Genomic DNA, 22,421 nt, shown 5'->3' on the forward strand with positions numbered 1-22,421 from the left:
CCCGATCTGCCTAGCCTCTCCCACGCGATTGTGAGCCGGGCGGAGGGCCGACGCCTCAGCCCTCCCTGTCGCGATTCATCCTCTCCATGACCGCATCCCAGCGCCGGTCGCGCAACAGACGGCGAAAGGCGCGTTCCAGCTCGCCGACAGCGTCGCGTTCGTACCAGCGTCCATGGGCCAGGATCATCCGGTGCGGTGCCCAGGCGATGATCCGGTCTATGCTGTCGGCCAGCGGCTCCTTCCGGAAGGTCATTCGCATGCCGGGAGGCATCTTGCCGTCGCTGTCATCGACTCCCATCACCCAGATGAACGGCCGCGTCCAGACGGGCAGCTTCGCGGTCTCGAAATTCCGGATCAGATCCGTGACGACAAGGGTTTCGGACTCACGGTGGAAAAAGACCACCTCGTGATGCACGCGGCTGCCCTCGACGATCATCTGCTCGATCTGGCCACTCCACGGCGCCTCTGCCTGCGGTCCGAGTTCGTGATCGCAGTGCAGCGTCACGCCCTTCCTTTCTGCCCGCGCGACCGCGCCCGGCGCGGCCCAGGTTACTGCTTCGGGATAGGCTGCCCGCCAGTCGGGGATGCTGGCATGGCAACGCCAGTTCGGGACGATCAGATGACGGACCGGACCAAGTGCATCAAGTTCCCCCTTCAGCGCATCGGTCAGCACGGTTGGCGCGTGCACCCAGAGATCGCCGTTCTCCAGCTGCACGACCGTCGCCCGGGTGGGGAACGGCATGCGGTACGACATGATTGCCGGCCCGTCGATCAGCCATATGCCTTTGGCCGGGGACTTGAGCGTGTTCAGCGGCTCGTAGCCCGTGGACCTCATGGGGCGGCCGTGACCCGGGTCATCACGTCCGGTCGACCGCTGACCGCACCGTTGCGCGCGTTGCCGCGCTTGATGTCATCGATCACATCCATGCCGGAGGTGACGCGCCCTACCACGGTATATTGCCCGTCAAGATGCGGCGCATCCGCAAACATGATGAAGAACTGGCTGTTGGCGCTGTCGGGATCACGACTGCGGGCCATGCCGACGACACCGCGCTCGAACGGGATCTCCGAGAACTCGGCCTTCAGGTCGGGCGCGTCACTGCCGCCGGTGCCGGCGCGGCGCATGTCGATATCGTCGATATCGCCGAACTCCACGTCGCCCGTCTGGGCCATGAACCCGTCGATCACGCGATGAAAGACGACCCCGTCATATTCCCCGGCCTCGGCCAGCGACACGACGCGCTTGACGTGGCCCGGTGCCACGTCCTCGAACAGGTCGATCTCGACGGTGCCCTGCGCCTCGCCGCCGACAACCATTCTGAGGGAATCGCCTGCCGCGGGCGCGGCCAGCATCCCGAGGACAACCGCCAGCCTAAGCATCCGCGGCCACCTTCACACTGATCATGCGGTCCGGATTCTGCGGCGGCTCTCCGCGCGTTATCGCGTCCACATGCTCCATCCCGGAAACCACACGCCCGTAGACCGTGTACTGACCGTTGAGGAAATGGTTGTCCTTGAAACTGATGAAGAACTGCGAGTTCGCGCTGTCGGGATTCTGGCTTCGGGCGGCGCCGATGGTTCCGCGGTCATGCGGGATGCGGCTGAACTCGGCCTTGAGGTTGGGCAGATCGCTGCCCCCGGTACCCGCCATCCGCGGATTGTACCCGTTTTCCATGTTCGCGTTGGCAACGTCGCCCGTCTGGGCCATGAACCCGTCTATGACGCGGTGAAAGGCAACATTGTCATAATGGCCGGCACGCGCCAGTTCCTTCATCCGCGCGCAATGGGCGGGGGCCACATCGGGCAGCAGTTCGATCGTGACGGTGCCGTCCTTCAGCTCCAGCAGAATCGTGTTCTCGGGGTCTTTGATTTCGGCCATCGGGCCCTCCTTGATATCGTGCCCCGTACCTAGGCGCTCGGCCGGTGATTGCCAAGCGCCGAGGTTGACGCCGATGTGCCTTCGCGCCATGACGGCCCCGCGACAGTCCTGAAAAGGAGGCGACATGGCCTGGAAGACGCTCGACGACATGGACCTCGACGGAAAGCGCGTGCTCACCCGTGTGGACATAAACGTGCCGGTCGAGGAAGGCCGGGTTACCGATGCCACACGCATCGAACGCGTCAAGCCGACGGTTGACGACATTCTGGCTAAGGGCGGCACACCGATCCTGATCGCGCATTTCGGACGTCCGAAGGGAAAGGTGGTGCCGGACATGTCTCTCCGGGCCGTGTTGCCGGCTGTCGAGGCCGCCCTTGGCCGCTCGGTCATCTTCATCGATTCACTCGAGGACGCCGAGGCGCCGGCAGCCGGGGCGCAGCGCGGCGAGGTCCTGCTGCTGGAAAACATCCGCTTTCACCCCGGCGAGGAAGCCAACGATCCCGATTTCGCCCGCAGGCTCGCGGCACTTGGCGATGTCTACTGCAATGACGCGTTTTCGGCCGCGCACCGTGCCCACGCGTCGACCGAAGGGGTGGCGCATCACCTGCCATCCTGCGCGGGGCGGCTGATGCAAGCCGAACTGCAGGCGCTCGAAGCCGCGCTCGCGACACCGCAACGGCCGGTTCTCGCGGTAGTGGGCGGCGCCAAGGTCTCGACCAAGATCGACCTGCTGTCAAACCTTGTCGAAAAGGTTGATCAGCTGGTGATCGGCGGTGGCATGGCCAACACGTTTCTCGCCGCTCAGGGACTCGATGTCGGCAAGTCCCTGTGCGAACATGACATGCTTGCGACCGCGCGCGAGATCGCGGCGAAAGCGGCGCGCACCGGATGCGAGATCCTGCTGCCGCGTGACGTGGTGGTGGCGCGCGAATTCCGTGAAGGTGCCGAACACGAGACGGTCAGGGCCGAGGATTGCCCCGCCGATGCGATGATCCTGGATGCCGGTCCCGAGAGCGTGGCCCATATCCAGCAGGCCCTCGATCGCGCCAGAACGCTGATCTGGAACGGCCCGCTGGGAGCGTTCGAGATCGCGCCGTTCGATACCGCCACCAATGACGCTGCCGCTTATGCCGCGGGGCTCAGCCGGCAGGGCAAGCTGATCTCCGTGGCCGGAGGCGGAGACACGGTCGCGGCGCTCAACAAGGCTGATGCAGCCCAGCAGTTCAGCTATATCTCCACCGCCGGCGGCGCCTTTCTTGAATGGATGGAAGGCAGGGACCTGCCCGGCGTTGCGGCGCTCAAGGGCTAACGGCGCTTCGGCGGCGACCACCATGTAAAGACGTTAGCGCCACCACAATTGCAACACCGCGGCCGCTCGCCTAGAACCCGGCGCAGTTCATGAAATCACCGGGCGGGACAGGGACAATGACCAAAGCGATACAGGCAGAGAAAATCCGGACCGGCAACGGCTTTATCGCCGCGCTCGATCAATCGGGGGGCTCGACACCCAAGGCGCTCAGGCTCTACGGCGTCGCCGAGGATGCCTATGCGTCGGACGCCGAGATGTTCGACCTGATCCACGCGATGCGCAGCCGGATCGTCCGCGCCCCGGCCTTCTCGGGGGATCGCATCATCGGCGCCATCCTGTTCGAGCAGACCATGGACCGCGATATCGGTGGCAAGCCTTCTGCCGAATACCTGTGGGAGGATCGCGGCGTGGTCCCCTTCCTTAAGGTCGACAAGGGGCTGGAGGCCGAGGCGGACGGCGTGCGGCAGATGAAGCCGATGCCCGATCTGGACGCGGTTCTGGCCCGGGCCGTGCAAAAGGGCATGTTCGGCACCAAGATGCGCTCGGTCATCGACGGCGCATCGCCGTCCGGAATCCGGGCCAATGTCGCCCAGCAATTCGATGTGGCGCGCAAGATCCTGGCGCACGGGCTGGTGCCGATCATCGAGCCCGAGGTGACGATCTCGATCAGTGACAAGGCGGCGGCCGAAGACCTCCTGCGCGAAGAGATCGCCGCGCAACTCGACGAGTTGCCCGAAGACAGCCATGTCATGCTAAAGCTGACCCTGCCAGAGGCCGATAACCATTACCGTCCTTTCGTTGAGCATGGCCGGGTGCTGCGTGTCGTGGCGCTGTCGGGGGGATACACCCGCGAAGAGGCCAATGCCCGGCTGGCGCGGAACGCCGGCGTTGTCGCCAGTTTCTCGCGCGCCCTGACAGAAGGTCTCTCGGCGGATCAGTCCGAAGCGGACTTCAACCGTGTCCTGGAGCAGTCGATCGAAAGTATCTACAAGGCGTCCGTCGCGGGGTGAAAAGGCGGGCTGGCCCAGGTCGTGCCGGATCGGGCTCACCCGTGGGTCTGAGGGTCGTTCGGGATTGAATGCGACACGCCCCGGGCCGGCTGCGTGGAGTCCAGCCGCGCCAGGATCCGGTCCGTATCCACATCGCCAATCGCACCGGCCACCCGGCCCCGCGGCCCCGCGAGGCGTGTCGCAACATACGCCTCCGAAACCGCGGCTGGGGCCTGCCTGATCAGGACCGACGCGGTCAGAAGCGTCGCAATGCTTTCGGCATACCAGCGCGCCAACCCCTCGTCGGGCAGGCTTGGAAACCGCTCCATATGCGCTCTCAGAGCGGCATCATACCCCCGGTTCGTCCCCGCGGCAGCACCGAGTTCGTCGCTCAGAAGATCGCCCGCCTCGGGCGCACGTCGCAGGGTGCGCAGGATATCGAGACAGATCACGTTGCCCGACCCTTCCCAGATGGAGTTGAGCGGCGCCTCGCGGTAAAGAAGGGGCATCGGCGTGTCCTCCACGTAACCCATGCCGCCGATCGCCTCCATCGCCTCGTAGATCACTCCGGGACACAGCTTGTTGCCAAGGAACTTGGCCAAAGCGACCGCCAGCCGCGCATAAGCGCCCTCGGCGGGATCCCCGCCGCCGAACCGGCCCGCCACGTGCAGCCCGAGCGCGAGCGTCCCCTCCCAGTCCAGCGCCAGGTCCGCCAGCACGCGGCGCATCAGGGGCTGATCGATCAGCCGCTTCTGGAAGGCGCTTCGGTGGCTGACCCAGTGATGGGCATGCCCGATCGCCGCCCGCATGAGGCCCGCCGGTGCCATCGCCGTATCAAGCCGCGTATGGTGCACCATCTCGATGATGCGCCGCACGCCCTCGCCCTCCTCTCCCAGACGGATGGCCCGCGCGCCCGCGTACTCGATCTCGGCCGAAGCGTTGGCGCGGTTGCCAAGCTTGTCCTTGAGGCGCTGGATCCGAATGGCGTTGCGTTCCCCTTCCAGCCAGCGGGGCACCAGAAAACAGGTCAACCCGCCCTCGGACTGTGCCAGCGTCAGGAACCCGTCGGACATCGGCGCCGAACAGAACCACTTGTGACCATGCAGGACATGCCCGTCCTCGCTGCGCCGCGCCGTGGTCGTATTGGCACGCACGTCCGATCCGCCCTGCTTCTCGGTCATCGCCATGCCCATGGTGACGCCGTGTTTGATCGCCATCGGAACCGGCCGAGGATCGTATTCCCGCGCCAGCAGTTTCGCCGCCCAGTCGCGGGCCGTTCCGGTATCTGTCCCGATGGCGGGCACCGCCGCGTAGGTCATCGTCATCGGACAGCAGACGCCCGGCTCGACCTGGCTGGTGATATACACCATTGCGGCGTGTGTCGCGTGCCCGCCATCACCCGGCTCCCAGGCGGTGGCCGCGTAACCAGCCTTCATTCCGGCCCGCATCAGCTCGTGGTACGCGGGATGGAACCTTACCTCGTCCAGACGCCGCCCACCTGCATCGAAAAGCACCGCTTCCGGCGGGTGCCGGTTGGCATCGCGCCCGGCGGCGCGCATCCCGGCACGGCCCATCAGCGCACCATAGGCCGCCAGCGTCCCGGAATCGGCCCCGGCGGCGCCGGCGTGATCACGCAATGCAGGGTCCTGCGCCCAGAGATCCGTATCACCCGGGTCCTCGGGCTGGTTGAGAACCTCGTGCGTGCCCAGGTCGCTGCGCGCTGGAGAATGTGTCATCGGCCGCCTCCCTCGCCATGCATGCAGGGTAACGCCGCAAACCGGATCAGGGAAAGGGGATTCACATGCTTGCCGCTCTGTGGCATTGTGTTGGCGGCGTCCGCAAGAGGCGCAAAGGCAGAGGCAGTGCAGACATGTCCAAAGGCAACCGCCCCGCGATCGGGGTTCTGGTCTACTTCACCCTCGCCTGCGCCATCGGCGGCTATTTCACGTTTGCCGCGGTGCAGGGCGATTACGGCATCTTCAGCCGTGCCGAGATCGAGGCCGAGACACGCGAATTGCGGACGCGCCTCGAGGAGATAGAAGCGCGGGTCGCAAGGATGGAGAATCTCACCCGTCGCCTGTCGGACGAATACCTTGACCTCGATCTTCTGGATCAGCAGGCCCGCGACGTGCTCGGCCTGCTCCGTGCCGATGAGCTGGTGATCCGCTGAACGGGTCGATACCCGGCCGCCACGCCGTTGCCTGCCCACCTCGCGAGGCGGCCCGGAAGGGCCGAAGAGCGCCTGCGACACAGGATGCTCAAATTCGCTCTCGAAATGGCGTGCCTGATGGTGTAAATGGTAGTTTAACGCTAAACTACCTTGCATCATAAGGAGTCGTCCGCCCATGGCCGCCCCAAAAAGCACAAAGAAATCCAATATTTCCGCGGATGAGCTCAAGGGCCATTACCGCGATATGCTGCTGATCCGCCGATTCGAGGAAAAGGCGGGGCAGCTTTACGGCATGGGGCTGATCGGCGGGTTCTGCCATCTCTACATCGGGCAGGAGGCCGTTGTCGTCGGTCTTGAAGCGGCCGCCGAAGAGGGCGACAAGCGCATCACCACCTACCGCGACCACGGCCACATGCTGGCCTGCGGGATGGATCCGAACGGTGTCATGGCCGAACTGACGGGCCGCGACGGCGGCTATTCGCGCGGCAAGGGCGGCTCGATGCACATGTTTTCCAAGGAAAAGCATTTCTACGGCGGCCACGGCATCGTCGGCGCCAACGTGCCGCTCGGCGCAGGGCTCGCCTTCGCGGACAAGTACCGCGGCGAGGACCGCGTGACCTTCACCTATTTCGGCGACGGTGCCGCAAATCAGGGTCAGGTCTATGAAACCTTCAACATGGCTGCCCTTTGGGATCTGCCGGTGGTCTTCGTGATCGAGAACAACCAGTATGCAATGGGCACATCGCAGAAACGTTCCACCTCCACGCCCGACATCTACACCCGTGGCGAGGCCTTCGGCATCCCCGGCGAGGCGGTGGACGGCATGGATGTTCTGGCGGTCAAGGCGGCAGGCGACAAGGCGGTCAAGCACTGCCGGTCGGGCAAGGGGCCATACATCCTGGAAATCAAGACCTACCGTTACCGCGGCCACTCCATGTCCGACCCGGCGAAATACAGGACCCGCGAGGAAGTTCAGAAGATGCGCGAGGAAAAGGACGCGATCGAACATGTCCGCGACCTGCTGCTGAGTGGCGATCACGCCAGCGAGGAGGACCTCAAGGCGATCGACAAGGAGATCAAGGAAATCGTGAACGCCTCGGCGGAGTTTGCCAAGGAAAGCCCGGAACCCGAACCCGAGGAACTCTGGACAGACATCTACGCCGACGTGACGCCGCAAAACCAGGTTGCCGGAGAAGGAGAAGAAACCAATGCCAACTGAAATTCTCATGCCGGCGCTCTCCCCGACCATGGAGGAAGGCACCCTGGCGAAATGGCTCGTCAAGGAAGGCGACACTGTCAGTTCCGGTGACATCCTCGCCGAGATCGAGACCGACAAGGCGACGATGGAATTCGAAGCCGTCGATGAAGGCACGGTGGGCAAGATCCTGGTGGCCGAGGGCACCGAGGCCGTGAAGGTCAACACGGCCATCGCGGTACTTCTGGACGAAGGCGAAGACGCCGGCGACATCGACAAGGCAGCCGCATCGGCCCCTGGGTCCGGCTCCGGGCAGACGCAAGAGGCACCCGACGAGAGAGCACCCGAGAAAGCCACCGCCAAGGCCAGGTCCGGCGCCGCGCAAGGCGAGGCGCTGACGCCCAACACCGAACCGGACTGGCCCCAAGGCACCGAGACAGCCAACCAGACGGTGCGCGAGGCGCTCAATTCCGCCATCGCCGAGGAACTGCGCCGCGACGACTCGGTGTTTCTCATGGGCGAGGAGGTTGCCGAATACGAAGGCGCCTACAAGATCACCCAGGGATTGCTGGACGAGTTCGGCGCGCGCCGGATCATCGACACGCCGATCACGGAACACGGTTTCGCCGGCATCGGCGTCGGGGCCGCGCTTGGTGGTCTTCGGCCGATCGTGGAGTTCATGACCTGGAACTTCGCCATGCAGGCCATCGACCAGATCATCAACTCCGCTGCCAAGACGCTCTACATGTCCGGCGGCCAGATGGGTTGTCCTATCGTCTTCCGCGGACCCAACGGCGCCGCCGCGCGTGTCGGCGCCCAGCACAGCCAGGACTACGCGACATGGTACTCGCAGGTGCCGGGCCTCAAGGTGGTGCAGCCCTATTCGGCCTCTGACGCCAAGGGCCTTCTGAAATCCGCGATCCGCGATCCCAACCCGGTGATCTTCCTCGAGAACGAGATCCTCTATGGCAAGAGCTTCGAGGTGCCGGTGCTTGATGATTTCACCGTGCCCTTCGGCAAGGCCCGTGTCTGGCGCGAGGGGGATGACGTAACCATCGTCAGCTTCGGCATCGGCATGACCTACGCGATGGAAGCGGCCGAAAAGCTTGCGGAGAACGGGATCGAGGCCGAGGTGATCGATCTGCGCACCCTGCGTCCCATCGACTACGACACCGTGATCGCGAGTGTGCGAAAGACCAACCGCTGCGTCACCGTCGAGGAAGGCTGGCCGGTCTGCGCCATCGGCAACCACATCTCGGCGGTGCTGATGGAACGGGCCTTCGACTGGCTCGATGCGCCGGTGATCAACTGCACGGGCAAGGATGTGCCCATGCCCTATGCCGCCAACCTGGAGAAGATGGCGCTGACCTCGACCGACGAAGTGCTCGAGGCCGTGCGCCAGGTGACCTACCGGTAAGGAGACAAGAGCGATGCCGACAGAAATACTCATGCCCGCCCTGTCCCCGACCATGGAGGAGGGCACCCTTGCCAAGTGGTTGGTCAAGGAGGGCGACGAGGTCAACTCGGGCGACCTGCTGGCCGAGATCGAGACCGACAAGGCGACGATGGAATTCGAGGCCGTGGACGAAGGCACCATCGGCAAGATCCTGGTTGCCGAAGGCAGCGAAGCGGTGAAGGTGAACACGCCCATCGCGCTGCTGCTGGAAGAGGGCGAGAGCGCCGACGTTATGGACAACGACGCAGAAGGGACGCAAACCACCAGCGACCCGGACCCGCAACCGAAGGAACAGGACGGCTCCGGGGACGGCAAGGCGTCACCCGTGACCGAATCTGACACCCCCGCCCCGGCCGCACCAAGGGATGACAAGGGCGAACGCATTTTCGCCTCCCCCCTCGCGCGTCGGATCGCCGCCGAGAAGGGGCTGGATCTGGCCCAGATCACGGGCTCCGGCCCGCACGGGCGAATCGTCAAGGCGGATGTTGTCGATGCCAAGGCAGCCGACGCACCGGCCCCTGCCGCAGCGCCGGAACCAAGTGCCGATAAGGCCCCTGCCGCCGCACCCGCCGGCCCCTCGGCCGATGCGGTCGCGGCCATGTACCAGGGGCGCGACTACGAGGAAATGAAGCTTGACGGGATGCGCAAGACCATCGCCGCGCGCCTGACGGAAGCCAAGCAGACCGTGCCTCATTTCTACCTTCGGCGCGATATCCGCCTGGACGCACTGATGAAATTCCGCAGCCAGCTCAACAAGCAACTCGAAGAGCGGGGCGTGAAGCTCTCGGTCAATGATTTCATCATCAAGGCTTGTGCACTGGCCCTGCAATCCGTGCCGGACGCAAATGCAGTCTGGGCCGGGGACCGGATTCTCAAGCTCAAACCATCGGACGTGGCTGTCGCCGTGGCGATCGAGGGCGGGCTTTTCACGCCGGTACTCAGGGATGCCGATATGAAATCGCTCTCCGCGCTTTCGACAGAGATGAAGGATCTGGCCGGGCGCGCGCGTGACCGCAAGCTCAGCCCCGAAGAGTACCAGGGCGGCACCTTCGCCATATCCAACCTCGGCATGTTCGGGATCGAGAATTTCGACGCCGTCATCAATCCCCCGCATGGCGCGATCCTGGCCGTGGGCGCCGGGGTGAAGAAACCCGTGGTCGGCACCGATGGAGAACTGACGATGGCAACCGTCATGTCGGTCACCCTGAGCGTGGATCACCGGGTCATCGACGGGGCGCTCGGCGCGCAACTCCTCGAACAGATCGTCCAGAACCTGGAAAACCCGATGGTGATGCTGGCCTGAACGGCAGCGGATCTGCCGGACATCGTGGCAAGGCCCCGGGGCAATGACCCGGGGCCTTTTCCTTTTCGGGCCACAGTCCTGCCAGGCCATTGGCGCCGGCACACGTCATGCGCGCAGCGGGACCGTAGGTAAGGTTTCCCTCACTTGGCCCGCCGGGGCGCGCGGCGCATAGTCCCATGCATGGAGTTTCGAGTGTCACACCGTCAGAGACGGAAATATTCAAGGAAACAAGATGATTGCGATCGACATGCACACCCCGGATGCCGTCATGATCTGCCGGGTGATCGGACTTCTCGGATTTGCAATCTATGTGCTGGGTTTTTTCCTGCTCTGCACCAGCCGTCTGACCAGTGAAACACCCCTGTTTTTCTTGATGAATCTGACCGCGGCATGCTGTGTGCTGATTTCTCTCGCGGTTGATTTCAATCTCAGCTCGGCGCTCATACAGGGATCTTACGTCATGATGTCACTCGCCGCGGTCACCATGCGCGCCCGGATGTGGCGCAGAAGGGCCACGGCACATACGGCGCCGAATTTGACTGCTGAAACCTGATCGCGGTCAGCGCACGCCCAACAACTGGTCCATTGCCACCGAGGGTTGATCACACCCCGCTTCTCCGACGATCCTGGCCGGGACACCGGCCACCGTCTTGCAGGATGGAACCTCTTCAAGAACCACGGACCCCGCCGCGATACGGCTGCACTTGCCGACCCGGATATTGCCCAGAACCTTGGCGCCCGCACCGATCAGCACCCCGTCCCCGATCTTGGGATGACGATCTTCTTCTTCCTTGCCCGTACCACCAAGCGTCACCGAGTGGAGCATCGACACGTTGTCACCGACCGTGGCGGTTTCACCGATCACGATGGAATGGGCATGGTCAATCATGATCCCCTTGCCGATACGTGCCGCCGGGTGAATATCCACACCGAACACTTCCGATACCCGCATCTGGAAGAACCGGGCGAGATCACGCCGCCCTTGTGTCCACAGCCAATGCGCGATGCGATAGGCTTGGATCGCCTGGAAACCCTTGAAGAAGAGAAGCGGCTGCACGTAGCGTTCGCAGGCCGGATCGCGGTCATGGACCGCCACGATATCGGCCCGCGCGGCGATTGCGATATCCGGGTCGGCGGCATAGGCCGCATCACAGATTTCCCGCAGGATCTGGCTGCCCATTTCGTCCGACGCCAGCTTCAGGGACATTCGGTAGGCCATCGCCGATTCGATGTCGCCATGGTGAAGAATCGACGAATGGACAAGCCCGCCAAGCAGCGGCTCGTCCCGGATCATCTCCTCGGCCTCGCGGGTGATCCGTGCCCAGGTCGGATCCAGTTCGGCAAGCTTTGCACGCGTTTCAACCATTTTCATGCTCCTTCCGCTGTGCTTCATTATAGCAGATAGATGGGGCAGGCAAAATGCAATGCCGTGATCGGGGGCGTGACGGGTATGAATGACGAGGCTCTGGCACGATTTCGTGAACTCATCGCGGAGCGGCTTGCCGCGCTCGACAACGAGGACGCCCGCGGCGAGGCGGGACAGGCCACCGTCGAACTTGATCAGCAGGCTGTCGGCCGGCTCAGCCGCATGGACGCGCTTCAGAATCAGGCGATGGCCAAGGCCAGCCATGCTCGCAGACAGGGTGAGCGGCGGCGCCTGAACGCCGCGCTCGCCCGCATCGAGGAGGGCGAATACGGCTTTTGCGAGGACTGCGGCGAGGATATCGCCGAAGGACGGCTCGAACTCGACCCGGCGGCCGGCAAATGCATCCAGTGCGCAAAAGGCTGACCGCGGCGCACCGGCGGCCTAACCTTCCAATGGCAGAACAGCGAAGGCTCCGGGTCCGAAGCGCGCCGAAATCTGTGCGACCCGCAACTCGTAGGCACCATCCAGATCGTCCTGGGCCCGCGCAGTGGCGCCGTAGGTCCATTGCGGCCCGTTCACTGTTTCCTCGCGCAGGATGACGTTGCCCTGTACCACGCGCACAAGATAGCTTTCGGTTTCCTCGCCCAACGGCACTTCGGGCGTGTTCCATGGGTCACCGTCGATCCGGGTTCGGCGAATCCATGTCAGATGCAGATTTCCTGCCGGATCGGGCGCAGTGCGCATGTGAACGGGGCGCAGGGGGCGCAGGCCGATGCCGTCAAACGCCATGACCGCGTGACTGTAGGACGGATCGTCCACCGGACGGCCGGCCGGCCCGATCCGGTAATGCCGCGCCCGCCCGCGCTGTGCAGCCTTCAGGGCGATCTGAGTGGGTGTTCCATCCATCATCACCACCCATGACCCGGCCGGCCAGCCGCCTTCGGGCACCGCCACCTCGGTGCCCAGTTGCCCGCGCAGCCGGTGGCGCAGAACGTAGGTGTCCGCCTCCACCAGTTCCGCATCCCGGAACTGTATCAGTTCCCACGCGCCGGGCGTGCCGTCCCCCACAGCGCACAGATTGCTCCCGTTCAGCATCGCCGTCTCCGAAACGCTTTCCACAGTCCCGTTCACCATCTTCAGGAAAAGGCCCTCACCTCTGTCGATACGCCCCGGCGCCATTGGCGCGAGGGGTGTCTCCGTGATCCCGACCCGGGCGCGTTTGGAAATGATCTGATCCAGGACGTAATCGGCGTCAGAGTCCGAGGAATGGACAGCGGCCGACCCCGGCCACGTATCGCCACTGACAGCCACATGTGGCGCATGCGGAACTTCGTCGCCGGTCATCAGCGGCAAATCCAGAAAGAAGGGCAGAACCGGCAGAGGCGGCACGAAGGGGCGCAGCCGCGGCGGTGTCTCGGCAATTTCCACATGGCGGTAACTCTCCGGCTCGATCCGAACCGCCTCGAGGCGCTGCGCATGGCCCAGCTGCTCGACATTGTCGATACGGAACCGGCCCTGCCCGCCCGACCCCTCAAGGCCGAGGATATCCCCCGGCCCAAGATCAAGGCGCGAGGGCGGAAGATGCAACTCCACCCGATCGCCCGAGGCGCGCGCCTCCGACAACCATCGCTCGACCACCTGCCGGCCTTCCGCGCGTGTCATCACCAGCGGCATTTCCGAACTCGAAACCGCATGGGTGGCGTCATCGTGCAGGATCGCCTCCTCGGCGATCACCGCGTAATCGGCATTCGCTTCCACGAAACGCAGCCGCACCCGCCCCGACAATTCGGAACCGCCGTCGCGGATTCGCCGGATCGGGGCATCGCCGTCCATGCGCACCATGGCCGTTTCAGGCACTGCTTGCTGCGTCAGCCCGTCGCGCATCCGGAATCCCAGGCTGCCGCCTCTCTCGACCGCATCCACCCCGTAGCGCAACAGCAATGGCTGCAGCACCGCACGCGCCGGTTCGACATCGGTGACTGTGTAACCGCGCACGAGCGCATGCAGCCCCGACGTGTCCACCGCCTCCAGGCCCGAGCGTGCGGCAACCTCCCGTATGACAGCAGCCAGCGACCGCGCAGAGGCACGCCCGGTGATCCAGTGTCCGCGCGCGTAGTTTCCACCGTCGCGCCAAAGGCCATCGTTGTTGGGAAAGAACGGAAACGGGCGCGCGTCCCAGGCCCAGACATGGGCATGATCCATGTCCAGCATCGGGCCCTCGTAGATATCCGAAACCGGATTGTTGGCAGGATCGGTCCAGTAGCCGGTCATCGCGCGCAGATACTGGCGTTGTACAAGCGTATCCTGCTGCCCGTTCGAATGATAGGGCAGCGCCGACTCCGAGGATTTGGGATCAAGGAACTTGTTGGGCTGGTTGGTGCCCTTGTCCACCGCCGCGCACCCCATCTCGGTAAAGCGTACAGGCTTGGACCGCGGCACCCACGCCGTCGGTTGCGCTGCGCGTACCCCGTCGACGCGTTCGTGGTGGCGGTGCTCCCACCAGTTACGAACATCCTTGACGCGCCAGATCCAAGGCTCGCCATAATCGCCATCGGTAATCGGCGTCCGGATCTGTGCCGCTCGGGCCTCGCGCGAATGGTAAAACCAGTCGTAAAGCTCACCGCCCTCGATATTGGCCTGCAGATAGTCAAGGTCATAGATGCTGTCCGCCCCGGCGTCGGCGTCTGCATGATCCATCCCGTCGCGCCAGTCCGACAAGGGCATGTAATTGTCGATGCCAACAAAATCTATGTTGTCGTCAGCCCAGAGCGGATCGAGATGGAAAAACCGGTCGCCGCTGCCATCCTGAGGCTGGTGGCCGGAATACTCGGACCAGTCGGCGGCATAGCTGATCTTGACGTCGGGCCCGAGGATCTGGCGCACCTCGGCCGCCAGGTCGACGAATTGCTGTACCGCGGGAAAGCTGTTCCCGGGGCCGCGGATCTGTGTCAGCCCGCGCATTTCCGATCCGATACAGAAACTTTCGACACCGCCAGCCGCGGCGCAAAGGGCTGCCTGATGCAGGATGAAGCGCCGGAGGCCCCATTCATCCGGGCCGTGGTAGCTGACAGGGCTCTGCTTGACCGCTCCGCCATAGCTCAGCAGTGATCGCGCATCACCAGGCTCCTCCGGGGCCGGCGAAACCGGCGTGATGCCGAAATCCGCTGCCTTGGCGGTGCCGAAGAACGCCGCCACCTCGGCCACCGCCGTGGCAGTGCCGTCAGGGCTTCCCGGGCGCCCCGGCGCGATCGAGGTCGTGATCCGCCCACGCCACGGCAATACAGCCTGCGTACCGGCATCGCTGTAGGGGTCGGGAAGAACATTGCCTTCGAACTGGTCCATCAGGATGAACGGATAATACATCACCTCCTGACCGGCCTGCCGCAACGCCAGGATACCCTCGATCACGGAGGCGTCGGTGGGCGTGCCTCCATAGACCGGCCGGTCCTCCGCATCCCGAACAACGAGCGGAGCATCACCACGGGACAACCCGGCGACCTGCCAGGGCATGTTGACCGCATCGAATTGCGCGTGTTCCACCTTGGGCCGGACCGTGCAGTGCCCGCAACGCAGGTCGTCTCCGAACCAGCTCACCACCAGCGCGACCGACCCGCAGGCCGGAAGCTCGCCACGCAGATTGTCCAGCGCGGTCGCGAAATCGGCCTTTTCCGAAGGCGTGTTCACATTTGCAAGCTCCACTGACCCAGGGCCGGGATTCATGCGTACCGGCGTGGTGGCGAGCGAGTATTCACCGCTGCCCGGCAACAGCGCCACCGCCCGTACCCCGTGTGCCGGATCAAGCGCCGCGCCCGGCTCTTCCGGCTGTGCGGGACGGCTGACCTCGAAGGTGAACTGCGGAACCCGGTTGCCGAAGCGCCCAAGCTCCAGATCCTCGATCACCACGTAGGCGGTCCCGCGATAAGCGGGAACAGTGCCCGACCCTTCAACCGCTTCGATCTTGGGATCGGGAAGCTGATCGGCACTGCCAGGATAAATTCGCATCGCGAGGCTGTCGCGCGCAATCTCGGTCCCGTCGGCCCAGGCCCGTCCGACATGGGTGATCTCGCCCTCGCACAGCGCCAGCGCCACGCTCACAGAATAGCTGAACTCGCGCCGGGCCGGGGGGCGCGGGGCGCCCTTGCCGCCGCCACCCCCTTCCACCGTGACCTCCTCACGGAACTCCGTGGCCCAGATCACCTGCCCCGAGACCCTCATCCGGCCATGGATCTGCGCAATCGCGTCACCCTCTCCGGCACCTGTCAGGCGCAGCCTCTGCACCCGTCCGGTTTCGATCACTTCCGAGCCACTGCCCAGAAGCCGCTGATCTATCGACCGCCCGATCACGGCACCGGCAAAGCGTCCGGCCGCAGCCGCCGAAAGGCCCAGTACACTGCCGCCCAGCGATCCGCCGATTGCCGCGCCCGCCGCCGATAAAATTACCGTCGCCATCTACTCGCCCTCCTCGGGAAATGTGAACCGGGCCACGATCCGGCGCCGCCACGGTGTGCTGAGCGGGCTCTCCACCACGCCATGACCCGAGTACGCATGGATAAAGCTCGCCTGCGCGCCAATTCTTCCAGTCAGTCCAAGATGCTTGGCCACCGATCCCGCCCGCATCCGGAACAGAAGCACGTCGCCCGACGCCTCGTCCTGCCCGGTTGGTTTGGCACGCAGATGCCGCAACGCCGCCTGCCACAGCACCTCTTCACGCGCGGGCTCCGACCAGTCCATCGAATAGGCCGGTGGTTGCTCGGGTTCGGTTCCCACCACCTCGCGCCAGATCCCGCGGATCAGCCCGAGACAATCCGCGCCCGCCCCGCGCCGCGAGGCCTGATGCCGGTAGGGCGTGCCGATCCACTCCCTTGCCGCCCTTGCCGCACGTTCACCCTGCACGTTCATGACCGTCGGCTCCCACCGTCCAGTCGTGCCGCTTTCGCCGGGTCGGTGATCGTCCAGTCGTCGCCAGGAATGTCGGGGAAGCCTTGAAAGTTCAGAAGATTGTCGAACTTGATCCGGCAAGTCTCCATACGCTTGTCGCAGCCCGCCTCAAGCCGCAGCCTGTCGCCCGGCGCCACTGCCGCCCGCAGCGGGTGCCACAGTTCGATAACCCGCGCGCCGTCTGCCTCGCGGTCGCGCTTGATCAGCCCTGTCAGGCCTTTGGCCGCGCCCGAAATCATCTCCAGGCGCCCGTGCCGGAACCAGTCCGGATCGAACCCCGGCAGCCCGCCGAAACCGAAGATCCGGCCCTCTTCCACCGTTTGAACATCCCGTTCGGTCGCGTAGCCCGGCGTTTCAAGGTCGAAGCGGCAATCGCCATCGCCAAGCACCGCGGTACAGGGCTTCTGATAGACCCGACCCACCGGCCGGTTCAGCGCCTCGGCCAGCCCCCGCAACTCTGCCTCGAAGGCGCCGCCCGCGCGGCGCAGCTCGCCGATCGTCCCGGTGAACTGCAACTGCCGTTGGCGCACTGCATCCCAGTTCACGATCCAGGCGCGCACCTCGGCCCCGTCGAAGCGCCCCGCCTCGATATCCGCCTCGCGGATCGCGACATCACTCAGTGCGCCCAGTGCCTCCGTGTTGTCCACGGCAAGGCCGGTGCCCTGCTGAACCGCCAGCGCGCTGAGGCCGGTTTCGGCACGAAATGTGATCCCCTCGAAGCTCAGATCCCGGTCATGATCGGTGAACCCCATGACCACACCATCGCGCCGCCTGACCGACCAGCAACGGCAAGTGGTCGTGGTCCCGCCCTTGAGGTGGGCCAGCAGGTCCGCGTCAAAGCCGCTCATGCCCGGATCTCCACCACCGGCACGCTGGGCACCTCGCCGGCCTGGAAGCTGGCAAGGCTGGTCTGGATACGGTCGGTGTCGAAGCGCACGGGCACGTCGAACTCGAACCCCGCTGTGATCTCCAGCCCGGCATTGGGCGGATGCCGGAAGCGGATGATGCCGGTGACTTCATCCACGCTGTAATGGATTCCGTCCTGCTGCTCGTCCCCGGAAAGACCGATCCTCACGGTGCCGCGTACCGGCTTGTGAATGGGCCGCGCATAACTCTGCCCGCCCGAGCGATAGGTCTTCGTCAACCGGAATTCGGCGGTCACGTCATCACCCGTCGCGATCAACTGATCGCGGTAATCGGGCAAGGCCCCGGCACGCCCGGACTTGAAATCTGTCCAGTCCTTCCAGCGAAATCCATGCATCTGCCCGCGCCGCGCCTCGAAAAATGCGATCAGCGTCTCGATATCGTCCAGTGAACGCATCGCGACCCCCGCGTCGAAGCGGCGCCGCGAATGTGCCCAGGGCGTGTTGCGTTCCTCGTACCCGTTGGCCAGTGTCACCACATCGGTGTGGCGCTCCGGTCCGCCCATCGAGCCGAAGCTCAGGCTGGCAGGAAATCTAACCTCATGAAAAGCCATCGTCTCTCTCCCCTTTGATACCTCAGCGGTTGCGCCGGCCATGTCCGATTGCGCGGCCAAGCCGCGCGGCGATCTGGCCCTGGCTGCGGCGGAACCCCTCGGCATCGGGGGTGGTGACGTTCATGACCACGTGCACCGCGCCGCCGCCTCCGCCGCGCACGCCGAGTTTTCCGTCAGACCCGCGCGCAAGCGGCATGATCGCCTCGGGCCCCGCCTCGCCCATCAATCCGGTGCCGCCACGCATCGGAAAGGTGACCGGCCCGCTGACGACACCACCGCTGGCAAACGGCTGCACTCGCCCTTGGGCAAAGCTGGCCCCGTTCCCGAACGGGAAAAGCCCGCTCACCAACCCGCCAACCCCCTGTGCCAGAAGCCCGCCGACATGATCGGTGACAGGGCGTACCGCGGTATTGAACGCGGTGCTGATCATCGAGTTGGCCAGCGTGTCCAGTGTCTGGGAAAGGCTGTCGCCGCGCAGAACCGCCCCGTCGATGGCGCGTTTCAGCCCCCTGCTCATGCCCCTTTCAAGGGTCGCCACATCGCGGCCGGTGCCGGCAAAGGAGGCGCGCACCCGCGCCATCTCACCGTTGAAAGCCGCCGCCATGCCCGCCGCCGCACCGAAATTCTCGTCCAGTGCCGAAACTTGTGTATCCAGATCGTCCAACCGGTCCAGATCATCCATCGCCCTGATCTCCCTTCTTGTCCGGGTAAGCCCGCAGCAGTTCGTCAAGCCGCGCCCGCGCCAGTGGCGCCTCCGGCTCCGAGCGGCCCAGCAACAGCCGCAGTTCCGCCGGGGTCAGCGCCCAGAAATCCCTCGGGCGCAGGGCAAGGCCCCGAATCCCCGCCTGCATCAGAGCTGGCCAGTCGAAGCCGCTCATTCCGGGCCCGCCTCTGCCGGCAGCATGAAGGCCCGGGCGAGCAACTCCGCCGCCGCGCGCGCGGCACCGACGGGCCCGCCCGCGATATCTGCGGACACCAGATCGGATGCACCGCCCTGCCAACCGCCGCCCCGCAGGCCCGCCACGATCAACCCCAGAACGTCCCGCGTGGAAAAGGCACCACTCTCGAACCGCTCCACCAGTTCCACCAGGGTGCCGGTCTCCAGCTCGGCCTCCAGTTCCGCCAGCGCGCCCAGGGTCAGCTTCAGCACCCTGCGCTCACCGTCTATGTCCAGCGCCACCTCTCCGGTCCACGGGTTGGCCATGATCACACCGCCGAAAAGCTCAGCCGCCCGGCCGAGGCCATCGACAACTCGTAGGTCGCCTCACCATCATGAGCGCCGGCATATTCGATCGCTGTCACCTGGAACGGCCCCTCCACGATGCCGAAATCGGGAATCACCACCTGGAAGTCCGGCGTTTCCCCGTCGAAGAAGATCTGGCGCGCGCGCTCGTCGCTGGCGGCGTCCCGGAAAACGCCGGATCCGCTGATCGTCGCGGATTTCACGCCCGCCCCGGCCAGCAATTCGCGCCAGCCGCCATCGCTTTCCAGGCTGGTCACATCAACACTTTCAGCATTGAAACTGATCCGCGTCGCCCGCAGGCCCGCCACCGTTTGGAACTGACCGTCATTGGTCAGATCTACCTTGACCAGAAGGTCCTTGCCGTTTTGCACTGCCATCGTCTTGTCTCCGAATTTGAAAGTTTAGCCTGCGTCGTCCACGCGGGCGCGGAATGTCAGGTCGATCCGGCGCAGGTTGCCCATGCCCTCGCGCCGGGCACGTGCCCTCTGGAACCAGATCGCCACCAGCCGCCCTCTTGCGAGGCTCAGATCAGCGCCCGCCAGCGCGTCGCTGATCGCCGCTGCAACCGCTTTGGCAGCCTGGAAGCCCGCCGCGCCGGTGACCACTGAAACCGTGAACCGGTGCAACGCACCCGCGCCGGTGCCGTCCGAACGGTCGCGCACATCCTCCGCACCCAGGGTCACGTAAAGATCGGGCAACGGGCCGGGTGGCACCGCGTCATAGATCGCCCCTCCAGCCAGCGCCGAAAGCGTCGCATCCTCCGTCAACCTCTGATAGACGGCCGCCTGAAGTGCCGCAGTGCTTGCGTAACTCATAGCGACACCTCCTCTTCGGCAAAGCAGATCAGGTAGCGTGCCCGGGCATCCTGCTCGGCCACTGCCATGATGACGAAGGCCCGCGACCCGTCGCGCAACCGCTGCCCCGGTTTGGGCCGCGACGGCGCGCCATGGGGGGCCGCGCGCACCACGATCCGGTGGGTCATGTTGGAAAGCGCCGCCTCCTCGCCCGCCCGGTCACGGCCCGTGCGCGCGTCCACATCCGCCCAAAGCGTGCCCAGAGGCACCCAGACCGGTGCAAAACCGCCGGCGCCGTCGGGCGCGTCGGATCTCGCCTCAAGAACCAGCCTTCGGTTGAGCCGCGGTGCCCCCATCACACCGCCCCCCCGCCAAACAGGCGCACGGTCCGGTAGCGCTCGATCAGGCTCGTCACCCCGAAGGGCATGCAGCCGCCGCCGAGCGCCATCTCGTGGCGGTATTCGTAATAATGCGCCGCCAGCAACAGCACCGCCTGCCCCAGGTCGGCCGGCAGATCGCCCCAGCCGGGTCCGTACCCGGCGGTAAAGCGAAGCTCGGCCCGCCCCCCCGGTGGCATGCCCGGCAGGCAAGCACCAGTGGGACGCAGCCACGGACGCTGCATGTCCGGCTCCAGCTTGTAGAACGACGGCTCGATCACCTCTTCCTCGTCGTTCCGGTCGAGCAGCCTCAGCGAAAGGATCATTGTGACGGGTGCCACCGGAAGGGCCTGCCCGGCACGATCGCGCCACTCCGTCAGCGTCCAGGAGAAATCCCTCGAGATCAGCACCTTGCCGGTACGCGCCTCGATCGCCGCAAGCGCAGCACGCAGGAAACTTTCCAGCACCGCGTCCTGAAGGTCACCGTCGGAAAACCCGGTTCCCAGCCGCAGATGCGCCTTGAATTCCGCCAGCGGCAGCGCCGCCTGGGGCACCGTGGTTTCTTCGATTAACATCATGGAATTACTCCGAAACATTCGGCTCCCTCCTTGGGTTGAGGCACGCGCCGCCAGCGCTGCCCGGACGGAGGGGAGCAGCTGGACAGCACATTGTCGTGGTGGCGGCGCGCACCCGAACCGGCAGCCATTCCAGGCCGCCGGCCCACCCGCTCACCCCTTAAGAGGTGGCGAATTTCAACAACTTGATCGCCGCGAAATCGCTCACATCACCGCCCACACGCTTTGTGGCATAGAAAAGGACATGCGGCTTGGCGCTGAACGGGTCGCGCAGAACCCTCAGGTCCGGGCGCTCGGCCACGGTGTACCCAGCGGAAAAATCCCCAAAGGCCACCGCCATCGCGTCGCTGGCGATATCGGGCATGTCCTCGGCGATCAGCACCGGGTATCCCATCAGGCGCGCCGGCTCGCCGGCAGCCATGCCATCGGACCAAAGGAACCGCCCATCGGCATCCTTGAATTTGCGGATCGTGCCCGCGGTGCGCGAATTCATCACGAAACTCGCGTTCGCCCGGTATTCCGCGCCCAGGGCGTAAACCAGGTCGATTATCGCGTCCGGGCCATCGAAATCTCCGTCCGCACCAGTGGTTACATAACCCAGGTTGCCCCATGCCCAGAGCCCGTCATCCACCGCCGGATGGCTGAGGAAACCCATCGGCTTGTCGCTGCCGTCCCCGGATACGAAAGCCGCGGCCTCGGCCCGCGCGAACTTGTCGGCGATGCGTCCGGCCAGCCAGGTCTCGATGTCGAAGGCGCTGTCGTCCAGAAGCCGCTGGCTTGCCTTCGGCAACGCGCTCAGCTCGTGCAGCGGAATGGTGATCCGGTCGATCAGCGGCGTGTCCGTCTCGGGCACCGCGCCTGCCTCGCTCGCCCAGCCATGGCCCATCTCGGAATGGTCGATCAGCACGTCAAAACTGGTAGCTTCGACCGCCACGACATTCGCTATGGCACGCACGGAAGCGGTGTCGCTCAGGGTCGAGCGGATCATCTCGGAGGTCTGCGGATCCACAAGATAGCCGCCATCGGCCGCCACGGAGCCGGACAGCGCCTTGCCCTCCAGTTCAAGCCCCCGCAACCCGTCATCGTCACCCGAGCGCAGATAAGCGCCGAAAGCCTTGCGATGCGGGGCGCCGGTCTCGGCCTCGACGGCCAGTGCGGGGCGCGCAGCCGTGATGGACGTGCGTTCAAACATGGTCATTTTCTCTTCCTGCTGTTTCAGTCGGTTGGTGATATCGGACTGGAAGCCCCTGAAGTCATTCATGAAGTCCGTCACGGCGGATTTCACCTCGGCGGCCGGAGAAACATCCTCCCCGACCCGAGACGTGATCTCGGTCTTGCTCATCGCTTGTT

Annotated in this window: 25 protein-coding genes; 8 read left to right on the forward strand and 17 right to left on the reverse strand. The window is 65.0% G+C overall.

The genetic code is table 11. The features are described from left to right. Positions 1 to 55: 55 nt before the first annotated feature. The 3 genes from DQW77_RS04930 to DQW77_RS04940 are packed head-to-tail and all read right to left on the reverse strand — an operon-like array spanning position 56 to position 1,879. On the reverse strand, positions 56 to 835 hold the full coding sequence (locus tag DQW77_RS04930) for a DUF4336 domain-containing protein (RefSeq protein WP_113257078.1): 780 nt from the start codon (positions 833 to 835) through the stop codon (positions 56 to 58). Further along, positions 832 to 1,380 (reverse strand): peptidylprolyl isomerase, encoded by a 549-nt coding sequence (locus tag DQW77_RS04935; RefSeq protein ID WP_113257079.1) that lies wholly within the window; start codon positions 1,378 to 1,380, stop codon positions 832 to 834. Before DQW77_RS04935 ends, DQW77_RS04930 begins: the two co-directional genes overlap by 4 nt. Beyond that, on the reverse strand, positions 1,373 to 1,879 hold the full coding sequence (locus DQW77_RS04940) for a peptidylprolyl isomerase (RefSeq protein WP_113257207.1): 507 nt from the start codon (positions 1,877 to 1,879) through the stop codon (positions 1,373 to 1,375). The genes DQW77_RS04935 and DQW77_RS04940 overlap by 8 nt, the downstream gene beginning before the upstream one ends. A gap of 124 nt (positions 1,880 to 2,003) precedes the next feature. Here DQW77_RS04940 and DQW77_RS04945 point away from each other — a divergent pair, with 124 nt between their 5' ends. Beyond that, positions 2,004 to 3,188 (forward strand): phosphoglycerate kinase, encoded by a 1,185-nt coding sequence (locus DQW77_RS04945; RefSeq protein WP_113257080.1) that lies wholly within the window; start codon positions 2,004 to 2,006, stop codon positions 3,186 to 3,188. Between the two features lie 116 nt (positions 3,189 to 3,304). Beyond that, the gene (locus tag DQW77_RS04950) at positions 3,305 to 4,198 is read left to right on the forward strand and encodes a fructose bisphosphate aldolase (RefSeq protein ID WP_113257081.1); all 894 of its coding nucleotides are present in this window, start codon (positions 3,305 to 3,307) and stop codon (positions 4,196 to 4,198) included. A gap of 35 nt (positions 4,199 to 4,233) precedes the next feature. Here the strand turns inward: DQW77_RS04950 and DQW77_RS04955 are convergent, their stop codons facing one another. Then, positions 4,234 to 5,913, reverse strand: coding sequence for an acyl-CoA dehydrogenase family protein (locus tag DQW77_RS04955; protein WP_113257082.1), 1,680 nt, complete (start codon positions 5,911 to 5,913; stop codon positions 4,234 to 4,236). A gap of 134 nt (positions 5,914 to 6,047) precedes the next feature. Here DQW77_RS04955 and DQW77_RS04960 point away from each other — a divergent pair, with 134 nt between their 5' ends. From DQW77_RS04960 to DQW77_RS04980, 5 genes are all read left to right on the forward strand, one after another. Further along, complete coding sequence (locus tag DQW77_RS04960; RefSeq protein ID WP_113257208.1) at positions 6,048 to 6,347, forward strand: septum formation initiator family protein; 300 nt, start codon at positions 6,048 to 6,050, stop codon at positions 6,345 to 6,347. A gap of 175 nt (positions 6,348 to 6,522) precedes the next feature. Then, complete coding sequence (pdhA, locus tag DQW77_RS04965) at positions 6,523 to 7,566, forward strand: pyruvate dehydrogenase (acetyl-transferring) E1 component subunit alpha (protein ID WP_113257083.1); 1,044 nt, start codon at positions 6,523 to 6,525, stop codon at positions 7,564 to 7,566. After that, a complete protein-coding gene (locus DQW77_RS04970) occupies positions 7,556 to 8,959 on the forward strand; it encodes a pyruvate dehydrogenase complex E1 component subunit beta (RefSeq protein WP_113257084.1) in 1,404 nt (467 codons plus the stop codon). The genes pdhA and DQW77_RS04970 overlap by 11 nt, the downstream gene beginning before the upstream one ends. 13 nt (positions 8,960 to 8,972) lie before the next feature. Then, entirely contained in the window at positions 8,973 to 10,301 is a 1,329-nt protein-coding gene (locus DQW77_RS04975) for a pyruvate dehydrogenase complex dihydrolipoamide acetyltransferase (protein WP_113257085.1), read from the forward strand. A gap of 232 nt (positions 10,302 to 10,533) precedes the next feature. Beyond that, positions 10,534 to 10,854 carry a hypothetical protein gene (locus DQW77_RS04980; RefSeq protein WP_113257086.1) on the forward strand — a complete coding sequence of 107 codons (321 nt, stop codon included), beginning with the start codon at positions 10,534 to 10,536 and terminating at the stop codon, positions 10,852 to 10,854. Between the two features lie 6 nt (positions 10,855 to 10,860). Here the strand turns inward: DQW77_RS04980 and cysE are convergent, their stop codons facing one another. Beyond that, positions 10,861 to 11,667: a serine O-acetyltransferase gene (gene cysE, locus DQW77_RS04985; protein WP_113257209.1), complete on the reverse strand. Its 807-nt coding sequence runs from the start codon at positions 11,665 to 11,667 to the stop codon at positions 10,861 to 10,863. A 39-nt stretch (positions 11,668 to 11,706) separates the two neighbouring features. On the opposite strand from cysE, the gene DQW77_RS04990 reads away from it, so the two are divergent. Beyond that, positions 11,707 to 12,090 carry a TraR/DksA family transcriptional regulator gene (locus DQW77_RS04990; RefSeq protein WP_258523676.1) on the forward strand — a complete coding sequence of 128 codons (384 nt, stop codon included), beginning with the start codon at positions 11,707 to 11,709 and terminating at the stop codon, positions 12,088 to 12,090. An 18-nt stretch (positions 12,091 to 12,108) separates the two neighbouring features. Here the strand turns inward: DQW77_RS04990 and DQW77_RS04995 are convergent, their stop codons facing one another. From DQW77_RS04995 to DQW77_RS05050, 12 genes are all read right to left on the reverse strand, one after another. Then, a complete protein-coding gene (locus DQW77_RS04995) occupies positions 12,109 to 16,116 on the reverse strand; it encodes a glycoside hydrolase/phage tail family protein (protein ID WP_113257087.1) in 4,008 nt (1,335 codons plus the stop codon). Continuing rightward, positions 16,117 to 16,566 (reverse strand): NlpC/P60 family protein, encoded by a 450-nt coding sequence (locus tag DQW77_RS05000; RefSeq protein ID WP_113257088.1) that lies wholly within the window; start codon positions 16,564 to 16,566, stop codon positions 16,117 to 16,119. Next, the gene (locus DQW77_RS05005) at positions 16,563 to 17,453 is read right to left on the reverse strand and encodes a DUF2163 domain-containing protein (RefSeq protein WP_113257089.1); all 891 of its coding nucleotides are present in this window, start codon (positions 17,451 to 17,453) and stop codon (positions 16,563 to 16,565) included. Before DQW77_RS05005 ends, DQW77_RS05000 begins: the two co-directional genes overlap by 4 nt. Continuing rightward, complete coding sequence (locus DQW77_RS05010; RefSeq protein WP_113257090.1) at positions 17,450 to 18,082, reverse strand: DUF2460 domain-containing protein; 633 nt, start codon at positions 18,080 to 18,082, stop codon at positions 17,450 to 17,452. The genes DQW77_RS05005 and DQW77_RS05010 overlap by 4 nt, the downstream gene beginning before the upstream one ends. Positions 18,083 to 18,104: 22 nt before the next feature. Then, positions 18,105 to 18,764 carry a phage tail tape measure protein gene (locus tag DQW77_RS05015; RefSeq protein ID WP_113257091.1) on the reverse strand — a complete coding sequence of 220 codons (660 nt, stop codon included), beginning with the start codon at positions 18,762 to 18,764 and terminating at the stop codon, positions 18,105 to 18,107. Continuing rightward, the gene (locus DQW77_RS05020; protein WP_113257092.1) at positions 18,757 to 18,960 is read right to left on the reverse strand and encodes a rcc01693 family protein; all 204 of its coding nucleotides are present in this window, start codon (positions 18,958 to 18,960) and stop codon (positions 18,757 to 18,759) included. Before DQW77_RS05020 ends, DQW77_RS05015 begins: the two co-directional genes overlap by 8 nt. Beyond that, positions 18,957 to 19,286 carry a GTA-gp10 family protein gene (locus tag DQW77_RS05025; RefSeq protein WP_113257093.1) on the reverse strand — a complete coding sequence of 110 codons (330 nt, stop codon included), beginning with the start codon at positions 19,284 to 19,286 and terminating at the stop codon, positions 18,957 to 18,959. Before DQW77_RS05025 ends, DQW77_RS05020 begins: the two co-directional genes overlap by 4 nt. 2 nt (positions 19,287 to 19,288) lie before the next feature. Then, positions 19,289 to 19,702 carry a phage major tail protein, TP901-1 family gene (locus DQW77_RS05030; RefSeq protein ID WP_113257094.1) on the reverse strand — a complete coding sequence of 138 codons (414 nt, stop codon included), beginning with the start codon at positions 19,700 to 19,702 and terminating at the stop codon, positions 19,289 to 19,291. Positions 19,703 to 19,726: 24 nt separating this feature from the next. Next, positions 19,727 to 20,140: a DUF3168 domain-containing protein gene (locus DQW77_RS05035; RefSeq protein ID WP_113257095.1), complete on the reverse strand. Its 414-nt coding sequence runs from the start codon at positions 20,138 to 20,140 to the stop codon at positions 19,727 to 19,729. Beyond that, positions 20,137 to 20,475 carry a head-tail adaptor protein gene (locus tag DQW77_RS05040; RefSeq protein ID WP_113257096.1) on the reverse strand — a complete coding sequence of 113 codons (339 nt, stop codon included), beginning with the start codon at positions 20,473 to 20,475 and terminating at the stop codon, positions 20,137 to 20,139. Before DQW77_RS05040 ends, DQW77_RS05035 begins: the two co-directional genes overlap by 4 nt. After that, the gene (locus DQW77_RS05045; RefSeq protein ID WP_113257097.1) at positions 20,475 to 21,074 is read right to left on the reverse strand and encodes a hypothetical protein; all 600 of its coding nucleotides are present in this window, start codon (positions 21,072 to 21,074) and stop codon (positions 20,475 to 20,477) included. The genes DQW77_RS05040 and DQW77_RS05045 overlap by 1 nt, the downstream gene beginning before the upstream one ends. A gap of 157 nt (positions 21,075 to 21,231) precedes the next feature. Further along, on the reverse strand, positions 21,232 to 22,413 hold the full coding sequence (locus DQW77_RS05050) for a phage major capsid protein (RefSeq protein ID WP_113257098.1): 1,182 nt from the start codon (positions 22,411 to 22,413) through the stop codon (positions 21,232 to 21,234). Between the last annotated feature and the right edge of the window lie 8 nt (positions 22,414 to 22,421).

Source organism: Roseovarius sp. TE539, assembly GCF_003298505.1.
Classification (GTDB): Bacteria; Pseudomonadota; Alphaproteobacteria; order Rhodobacterales; family Rhodobacteraceae; genus Roseovarius.

What these genes read in the sequence shown, in the direction of transcription:
- DQW77_RS04995 (WP_113257087.1), bottom strand. Translation starts at nt 16,116, where the DNA reads ATGGCGACGGTAATTTTATCGGCGGCGGGCGCGGCAATCGGCGGATCG.
- DQW77_RS04975 (WP_113257085.1), top strand. Translation starts at nt 8,973, where the DNA reads ATGCCGACAGAAATACTCATGCCCGCCCTGTCCCCGACCATGGAGGAG.
- DQW77_RS05000 (WP_113257088.1), bottom strand. Translation starts at nt 16,566, where the DNA reads ATGAACGTGCAGGGTGAACGTGCGGCAAGGGCGGCAAGGGAGTGGATC.
- DQW77_RS05015 (WP_113257091.1), bottom strand. Translation starts at nt 18,764, where the DNA reads ATGGATGATCTGGACCGGTTGGACGATCTGGATACACAAGTTTCGGCA.
- DQW77_RS04955 (WP_113257082.1), bottom strand. Translation starts at nt 5,913, where the DNA reads ATGACACATTCTCCAGCGCGCAGCGACCTGGGCACGCACGAGGTTCTC.
- DQW77_RS04970 (WP_113257084.1), top strand. Translation starts at nt 7,556, where the DNA reads ATGCCAACTGAAATTCTCATGCCGGCGCTCTCCCCGACCATGGAGGAA.
- DQW77_RS05050 (WP_113257098.1), bottom strand. Translation starts at nt 22,413, where the DNA reads ATGAGCAAGACCGAGATCACGTCTCGGGTCGGGGAGGATGTTTCTCCG.
- DQW77_RS04930 (WP_113257078.1), bottom strand. Translation starts at nt 835, where the DNA reads ATGAGGTCCACGGGCTACGAGCCGCTGAACACGCTCAAGTCCCCGGCC.
- DQW77_RS04935 (WP_113257079.1), bottom strand. Translation starts at nt 1,380, where the DNA reads ATGCTTAGGCTGGCGGTTGTCCTCGGGATGCTGGCCGCGCCCGCGGCA.
- DQW77_RS04960 (WP_113257208.1), top strand. Translation starts at nt 6,048, where the DNA reads ATGTCCAAAGGCAACCGCCCCGCGATCGGGGTTCTGGTCTACTTCACC.
- DQW77_RS05020 (WP_113257092.1), bottom strand. Translation starts at nt 18,960, where the DNA reads ATGAGCGGCTTCGACTGGCCAGCTCTGATGCAGGCGGGGATTCGGGGC.
- DQW77_RS04945 (WP_113257080.1), top strand. Translation starts at nt 2,004, where the DNA reads ATGGCCTGGAAGACGCTCGACGACATGGACCTCGACGGAAAGCGCGTG.
- DQW77_RS05005 (WP_113257089.1), bottom strand. Translation starts at nt 17,453, where the DNA reads ATGAGCGGCTTTGACGCGGACCTGCTGGCCCACCTCAAGGGCGGGACC.
- DQW77_RS05040 (WP_113257096.1), bottom strand. Translation starts at nt 20,475, where the DNA reads ATGGGGGCACCGCGGCTCAACCGAAGGCTGGTTCTTGAGGCGAGATCC.
- DQW77_RS05035 (WP_113257095.1), bottom strand. Translation starts at nt 20,140, where the DNA reads ATGAGTTACGCAAGCACTGCGGCACTTCAGGCGGCCGTCTATCAGAGG.
- DQW77_RS04990 (WP_258523676.1), top strand. Translation starts at nt 11,707, where the DNA reads ATGGGGCAGGCAAAATGCAATGCCGTGATCGGGGGCGTGACGGGTATG.
- DQW77_RS04950 (WP_113257081.1), top strand. Translation starts at nt 3,305, where the DNA reads ATGACCAAAGCGATACAGGCAGAGAAAATCCGGACCGGCAACGGCTTT.
- DQW77_RS05025 (WP_113257093.1), bottom strand. Translation starts at nt 19,286, where the DNA reads ATGGCCAACCCGTGGACCGGAGAGGTGGCGCTGGACATAGACGGTGAG.
- DQW77_RS05010 (WP_113257090.1), bottom strand. Translation starts at nt 18,082, where the DNA reads ATGGCTTTTCATGAGGTTAGATTTCCTGCCAGCCTGAGCTTCGGCTCG.
- cysE (WP_113257209.1), bottom strand. Translation starts at nt 11,667, where the DNA reads ATGGTTGAAACGCGTGCAAAGCTTGCCGAACTGGATCCGACCTGGGCA.
- DQW77_RS05045 (WP_113257097.1), bottom strand. Translation starts at nt 21,074, where the DNA reads ATGATGTTAATCGAAGAAACCACGGTGCCCCAGGCGGCGCTGCCGCTG.
- DQW77_RS04980 (WP_113257086.1), top strand. Translation starts at nt 10,534, where the DNA reads ATGATTGCGATCGACATGCACACCCCGGATGCCGTCATGATCTGCCGG.
- DQW77_RS04940 (WP_113257207.1), bottom strand. Translation starts at nt 1,879, where the DNA reads ATGGCCGAAATCAAAGACCCCGAGAACACGATTCTGCTGGAGCTGAAG.
- DQW77_RS05030 (WP_113257094.1), bottom strand. Translation starts at nt 19,702, where the DNA reads ATGGCAGTGCAAAACGGCAAGGACCTTCTGGTCAAGGTAGATCTGACC.
- pdhA (WP_113257083.1), top strand. Translation starts at nt 6,523, where the DNA reads ATGGCCGCCCCAAAAAGCACAAAGAAATCCAATATTTCCGCGGATGAG.